At 39.8% G+C, this 7,236-nt stretch carries 8 protein-coding genes; all 8 read right to left on the reverse strand.

The features are described 5' to 3' along the window. Positions 1 to 130: 130 nt before the first annotated feature. Positions 131 to 1,225, reverse strand: a complete 1,095-nt coding sequence (locus tag L4C37_RS21300; protein ID WP_429769894.1) for a DUF1513 domain-containing protein — start codon at positions 1,223 to 1,225, stop codon at positions 131 to 133. After that, a complete protein-coding gene (locus tag L4C37_RS21305) occupies positions 1,215 to 2,261 on the reverse strand; it encodes an imelysin family protein (protein WP_429769892.1) in 1,047 nt (348 codons plus the stop codon). Before L4C37_RS21305 ends, L4C37_RS21300 begins: the two co-directional genes overlap by 11 nt. A 93-nt stretch (positions 2,262 to 2,354) precedes the next feature. Next, positions 2,355 to 3,743 (reverse strand): di-heme oxidoreductase family protein, encoded by a 1,389-nt coding sequence (locus L4C37_RS21310; protein ID WP_273295336.1) that lies wholly within the window; start codon positions 3,741 to 3,743, stop codon positions 2,355 to 2,357. A 134-nt stretch (positions 3,744 to 3,877) separates the two neighbouring features. Continuing rightward, positions 3,878 to 5,137, reverse strand: coding sequence for an imelysin family protein (locus tag L4C37_RS21315; RefSeq protein ID WP_137372582.1), 1,260 nt, complete (start codon positions 5,135 to 5,137; stop codon positions 3,878 to 3,880). Between the two features lie 166 nt (positions 5,138 to 5,303). Continuing rightward, complete coding sequence (locus L4C37_RS21320; protein ID WP_137372581.1) at positions 5,304 to 5,900, reverse strand: GTP cyclohydrolase II; 597 nt, start codon at positions 5,898 to 5,900, stop codon at positions 5,304 to 5,306. A 422-nt stretch (positions 5,901 to 6,322) separates the two neighbouring features. Continuing rightward, a complete protein-coding gene (locus L4C37_RS21325; protein WP_137372580.1) occupies positions 6,323 to 6,511 on the reverse strand; it encodes a hypothetical protein in 189 nt (62 codons plus the stop codon). 89 nt (positions 6,512 to 6,600) lie between these two features. After that, positions 6,601 to 7,023 carry a cytochrome c-type biogenesis protein gene (locus L4C37_RS21330; protein ID WP_137372579.1) on the reverse strand — a complete coding sequence of 141 codons (423 nt, stop codon included), beginning with the start codon at positions 7,021 to 7,023 and terminating at the stop codon, positions 6,601 to 6,603. An 18-nt stretch (positions 7,024 to 7,041) separates the two neighbouring features. Beyond that, a partial coding sequence (locus L4C37_RS21335) for a thioredoxin domain-containing protein (RefSeq protein ID WP_489686377.1) occupies positions 7,042 to 7,236 on the reverse strand: 195 nt, incomplete at its 5' end.

Below are 7,236 nucleotides of genomic sequence, written 5' to 3' on the forward strand. Positions count from 1 at the left end.
AATAGTCAGCGCTAGAGATGACAATAACCATCGCAACTTCGACACTATAGTTATCTCAAAAGCTATAGCGCTATCGAAGCTGTTAGCTGTATTATCTCGAAGATCAATAACGATATAACCTTAAAAATAACTAGATCGAAGACCAGTGGTTATCCCATTGAGTGAGTGTTTGAATGGTTGTTTTTTCCGACGGTTCAGCTTGGCTAATAACATCACCAGCCCCAGAGCTCAGCCTGAATTCATCTCCCATGAATACAGCGCCTGAAGCGTCAGTTAGGGAAGACAACTCAACCAATTCTTTTGTCTGCTTAGACCAAATACCATAGCAGTTACCTCGTGGAGAAGTCGCGATAATCCATTCATCTGAAGCAGCAATACTCGCAATATAATGGTTAAATCTCGCCCACTGTTCAGGCTCCGCTTTTAACTGCTCTAAACGGCCACCCTGAGTATGCATAGCTAATAATGCAGGGTATTCATCGGGTTCCCCGCGGTACTGCTGACCACAAAGTACCGTTTCATCTCCATCATGAGCAAGGTGCCTAATACTAAGCTGTTTATCTGCTAATTCAACTTGCTCAAGTAATTCACCTGTCGCAGACAAATAACTCAACGTTGGCTGCATTGTATTTAAGTTTTTAGGCGTTCGACCATCTGTATGTACGCCACCTACTCCAATTGCTAAGCGACCATCTGGCATAATGATAACCTCGTGAGGTCCAATGCCAAAGCCACTGAATTCATCTATCTTATTATAGCCATTAAGTGCATCATAAACGCCAATTACACCTTGGCTTGTACTTGAAACCCCTTCAGTAGCGTATAAGAGAGAACCATCAAGCGAAAAGACACCATGACCATAATAGTGTCTATTCTTCCCTTTTACTGACAAATGAACCTGCTGACCCGTTTTATAATCAAACACCATAAAAAAGTTGCCTGGTCTACGAGCAAACACTACAGCTTGATTTAAACCTGAGGAGTTATTAGGTCGAATTGCCACACCATGACCGCGCTCCGGAATGGCAAGGGTTTGGATAGGCATTCCCCACTTATCTGCCACAACTGCCGAATACTTTTGCTTACCTTGAAGCGAACATCCGATCAAAGCCGGCTCACGATTTGTTTGAGGAGATACACTAGAGCAGCCAAAAGGAAGTACAGGAACAGCAGCACCCAGCAGCGCTGCTTTAAGTAATGAACGCCGAGTTTGATTAGTCACCATCAGTTGCATTAAATCCTATTACAATTCCTAATTCGATCGCCACTTCTTCGTGAATAAGGTATTTAAGGCGCTCTAATTTATTATATTGAGCTAAAACATTTCGGTAGCCCTCTTTGCTCTGAAGCATACTAAACAAGCTACTCTCATCAGGCCAGGTTGCTAATGTTTGCTCAAACTGGCTCTTCACTCGATCAGCTAAATCATTTAAACCTCGCTCCCTTAGAATGTTATCTAAGCCTTTACCTTCCGCTAAATACAAGCTTTGCATTGCTTGGGTATTAGCTTTGAGTTGCGATAAAGAAGTTTCTGAACGCCATGATTCAGCAAAGTAAGGGCGAGGCTTACCAATATTCGCAAGTGGTCGACTTAGTTTTTTCATACTGTAATCTAGCTGATTCGTCAGTAATGCCACATATTCAGACTCCCATCGGGATTCATCTAAAGCTACCCACGGGTTAACTTGCCATGCATCTGCAATATTGGTCGATTTAACAGATAGGTTTTGCGAAATGGCGACTGCTGACATACAGCCTTTGCTCTTTTCACTTAATAACGGTGATTTTTCGTCATAAAACATCCATTCTAATGCCCCTAAACCTTGAACGGTTACGCTTTGTTGAGCAATTTCCGCTTGAGTCCAAGTTTTGTCTTGTCGAGTAAGCTGCGACATTTTCAGACCAGTTGTATTCTTTTTGTCTGGCCAAAATTGAATATTCCAGCTCTCTTGTAGAGCTTCTGCTGGTCCTCGCTCTTGACCTTGAAGAGCCATCCAAGCAAGCATGGTTTGATGCCATTGCACCTTCACAGCATCAATAGAATAATCATTGGTTCTGCAATATTGACCTAGCGATTCTTCTAACAGTTTTGCTTGTGTGTTAAAAGCAACTGCAGATTCAAACTGCTTAACATAAACCTCGTGGCTCACATGCTTTGTTTCATCAAGATGAAATGTCGAGATAGCTTCACCTTGATTGGTTGACTGGCAACCGGCGAGAGCTGCAACTATCAATGGTAGCGCGAATAACTTTTCACTCATGTTTCGACCTTATTTCTGGCTGACTATTTTCGCTAGCAGTGCTTAAATGCTGTTAAGTTCATTTAAAACACTGCTTACGATAGTTTATATTTTTTATAAAGATTCCAAGAACGCGACAAGTGCCTCTCGCTCTTTAGCATTTAGGCTCAGCACTTTTTGTTTAGCATTTTGAGCTTCTCCTCCATGCCATAGAATCGCTTCCATAATATTTCTGGCACGACCATCATGCAGTAAGAATGTGTGCCCATTCACTTCTTTGGTATAGCCTAACCCCCAAAGTGGTGTAGTACGCCATTCTTGACCATTAGCTAAATATTCCGGTCGGTTGTCGGCGAGACCTTCGCCCATATCGTGCAACAACATATCAGTATATGGGCTGATCAGCTGCTTAGATAACGCAGGTAAATCAGCACGTTCTGCTGTTCTTATCTCAGCTTGATGGCAGCTTTGGCAGCCAATATCTTTAAAGAGTTGCTTACCTTGAATCACTTGTGGATTATCGACATTACGTCGAATTGGTACAGCCAGATGTTGGGAATAAAATTCTACAAAATCAAGGATGTTATCACTTACTTCTGGTGAACCACCATTTGGAAAGTCGGTACACGTAGATTGGTTCGCTGTACAGTTTTCATTAGGGAATAGATTACTCGTCAAACCTAAATCACCATTAAATGCTGCAGCATTTTGTTGCATCAAATTTGGTTGCCCAGCTTTCCACCCAAACCGACCAAGCGTGAGCTCATCGGTCTGAACATCAAGCACTTTGTTCGCTTTACCCGATACACCAAGGTTTTCGGATTTTTGCTGCTCAATAAAACCTAGAATCGTTTTTTCAGGAATGCTTTCTAATAAGCCAAGACCAATCATAGGCGGTGCTACACGAGCTGAAAATTCAGTTTTTGGGTGCATATCGCCAAACGCTAGCTCAGTAATAGTTAGGCTAGGTTTACGTAAGCTCACCATCGTTCCATCATCAAATTTAACAGGAACTTCTGTGTAGCTAATATTCACCTTCCCTTCGGGTTTTACGCCTTGCAGAGCAAAATCTTGAAGCTGACCGCCATAAGTAGGTTCAGGGATGCCACCATCTCGAATGAAAGCTTGTCTTTGAGCGGCGGTTTCAGCTGGAATGCTTAATCGAACCAGCATGGAAACAGCGTGTTTATCTCCTGCTTCAGGTGCATGCCCTCTACCATCTTTAATGTGGCAATTTTGGCAACCATTCGTATTAAACAAAGGACCTAACCCATCACGAGCGTCTGTAGAAGCTGGTGCAGGAACCCAAGGGTTTCTAAAGAAACTATTACCAACACTAAAGTCTAATCGCTTAGTCATAGGTAAGTTAGTTGCTGGCATTGAAAACGCATTAGCGCCTTCTTTTTTAGTAGTGGTTTTCCCTCCTGAATACACTTCATGGGCGTGTAAGGGAGACATTGCGAACAGTGAGATAAGTAGCGAGGCGGTGAGATACGACTTCATACATTGCCTTGATTATTTATTATTAGTTATATTTTTTAATTTCATTGTTTAACAATTTGGACAATACACAAACTTGAACAATACAGAAACAATGAAGGGCTCGCTAGGAGCCCTTTTTCAACTTTATTTATCGCTTAAAACTCATGGTCTGCAGTATCAGGGTTCAGGCTATCAATGCCAATCACACCGGCTGCACGTTCAATAGCAGCCGTTTGAGAAACTAGAGCTACAATCGTTTTATTCACAAGCGCGTTACCTGCTGCATTATCTGAAGCAATCAACTGGTCAAAGTGCTGATTGTTTTTCTCGGCAGAAGTTACAAGCTCGCCAACTTGTGCACGAGCAAGATCAAATTGCTTTTGAATCTCTTTTGCAGCTTGCTTGTCTTGTTGAGCAACAAGGTCATATAGGCTTGGACCTGAAAGCAACGTACCGTTTTCACGCTTATACAAACCAGTGTAAACGTTGTAGATACCTTGCTCATTGTAGTAATGCGAGTTATGCGTGTTATCAGAGAAACAATCATGCTCGTCTTCAGTTGAGTTAGCTTCTAGAGCAACTTTCATACGCTCACCTGCAAGTTCACCTAAAGATAGAGAACCCATGCCAAATAGCATCTTACGTAAGCCATTATCGCTAGAACCCGCTAAAAGCTCTTGACGGTAATTACCTTTTTGCTCAGCAGACCACTGTTTTTCCATCCATTCAAGATCTTGAATAAGAAGTTCAGCAGAAGCTTTTAAGTAAGCACCACGACGGTCACAGTTACCGTTTGTACATTCAGAACCAACAACAAAATCAGTGTAAGCACGGTTACCTGCACCGGCATTAGTGCCATTTAAATCTTGTCCCCAAAGTAGGAATTCAATCGCGTGGTAGCCAGACGCTACGTTTGCCTCTGAACCACCAATTTCATTAAGCTCAGCAATTAGCTCAGGAGTAATGTTTGTCGCATCAACTGTTGTTTGACCAACTTGGAACGTTTTGTTAGCAACAATATTTGCGCTAGCACCTTCGTTACCTAGCTCATATTGGTAATCAGTTGATACGTAATCAATAAGACCTTCATCTAGAGGCCATGCGTTTAACTGACCTTCCCAATCATCAACAACCGCGTTACCAAAACGGAAAACTTCCGACTGCTGGTAAGGTACTCGAGAATCTAACCAAGCTTGTTTTACTTGTTCGAAATTTGCAGCAGAAGGCGAAGCTAAGAATGTATCAATAGAAGAATTAAGAGCCTTGGCTGTAATAACAGAATCCGAAAAAACGGCATGTGCAATATCTGCGTAGTGTTCAACTACTTGATCTTGAGTCACTGCTGCAAATGAAGAAGCAGAGGCAAAAAGGAGTGACGAAGTAACAGCTTTAGTCACTAAAGATTTGATGGTCATTGAAGCGTCCTTGTTGAGCTTGAATTATTATTAGTAGTAATAGTGCAAACCATTATCATTTGCACTAGCAATCCAAATAATACAAATTTACAATTTTTTTGCAAGCCAAATACAAAAAAACCCCACAAATGTGAGGTTTTTATTTGATTTATGAGAAGAAGGAAATTTAAAGGTCTAAATCATGCTTTCCGTGCGACACTTTTGCTTGAAGATAGCTTTCATTACCTAACTTTATATGCGCCGAAGTATTGACCACTTCTTCAATTTGTATTCCATGAGACTTCAACTCTCTGATCTTTTTAGGGTTATTCGTGACTAAGCGAATAGTATTAATCCCTAATGCTTTTAGCATTTCAGCAGCTTCTGTGAAATCACGTAAATCATCGCCAAAACCTAAGTGATTATTCGCTTCGTATGTATTCATACCTTCACTTTGTAAGCGATATGCGTCGATCTTGTTATAAAGACCGATACCACGCCCTTCTTGGCGGAGATATAAAATAATACCGCCAGATTCACCCATTTTATTAATTGTTTCATCTAACTGTTCACCACAATCGCAGCGAGATGAATGGAATACGTCACCCGTTAAGCATTCAGAGTGCATTCGTACCAATGGTGTGTTCTGAGTTTTATCTGCAGACTGAAAGATAACAGCAACATGTTCTTTTTCTGTTTTCAATCCATGGAATGACAGAAGCTCAGCATCAATATTGCTGCCTACCCCTACTTTGAAATCTACTCTGGCACGTACTTCCGCCATATCTATACTCACTTGATGATTTTATTTGCTTGGAATTATTATTTTAATTAAAGCCTACTAATTCAGTAAGCATGCAATAACAATCTGATGCTAAGTACTATGAGGCTATCTAAACGATTTTTCAAGGCTCTGAAGCCATGAAATGTTATATTATAACAACTTGATCATTTCATAATAAAAAACCCCACGTTAGACCCTTCTAACATGGGGTTAAATTTCGTTACAGAAACCTTCGATTTGATTGAATTTCAACCAACATTCGTGTTTATCGATGCTGACAAACTCATTTCAATATCAAACATCAACCCGCACTACAGATCACTGTTTTATTTATAGTTAGTTAAATGATCAAGCTTAGATACGTGAGAATTTAGAAACTTTAGATAATCGTTGAAGCCAGATTTTACAGGCTAATTTTGGGGTTATAGGCTAACTTCATTTACTTGTTGTTTTTTCCATATAACAAGTTGGATCCAAGCGTTCTCTAATTCTGATAGCTCTTCTTGAGTCAAAAATGAAAGGCTTGGTTTGGCACTATACTGCTCACTCCACTTTTTAGATTGAACATTCGTATAAAACTCCTTTTTTAAGTTCGATATTACATTATCCACGAATAAGTCCTTATATCTGTGCAAGCTCAGTGAGTTAATTAAAGTATATTACAAAAACAGACCAATGAGGTAAACAGTATAAGTAATATTTATACATCCCTTTTAACACTTTTTATTGCAAGATGAACGAAGAGCACAAAAATAACAAAAGGTATTAGCCAAAGTACTAAATTACCTCTATTTAAAGGAGGATTATATAAAACATATTCACCAAACCTTTCTGTCATATATTCAATAATATATTCATCACTCTTTCCGGCTTTGATCATCTCGAAAACATTTAAGCGAAGATCTTTTGCGATCGGAGAGTTTGATTCGATCAAATTTTGATTCTGACATTGCGGGCAACGTAATGTCTTTGCTAATGCGATTGCCCTTGATTGCTGCTTTTGACTGTCGAATTCAAATAGCTCCACTTGGATAATTTTTTCTTTGGTTGGCGATATAAAGACAGGCTCAGCAACAGCATGCGACGCGAATAGTATTGAACACAATAATATTAATACTTTCATTAAAAACCTTTAATAGATTTAATTTTCAAAATAATTAGCTAATTCATCATTCCAAGTTTTCTGATCCAATACGCCTAATATTTTTTTAATTATTTTACCCTCTTGATCAACCAAATATGTTTCAGGCGTACCTATAACACCTAAATCAATTGAAAGATCGCCAGTATGATCATTTATGATCTTTAAATAAGGATTTCCATCATTCTCTAATAC

This window comes from Vibrio kagoshimensis, from assembly GCF_050337535.1.
GTDB classification, from domain to species: Bacteria; Pseudomonadota; Gammaproteobacteria; order Enterobacterales; family Vibrionaceae; genus Vibrio; species Vibrio gallaecicus.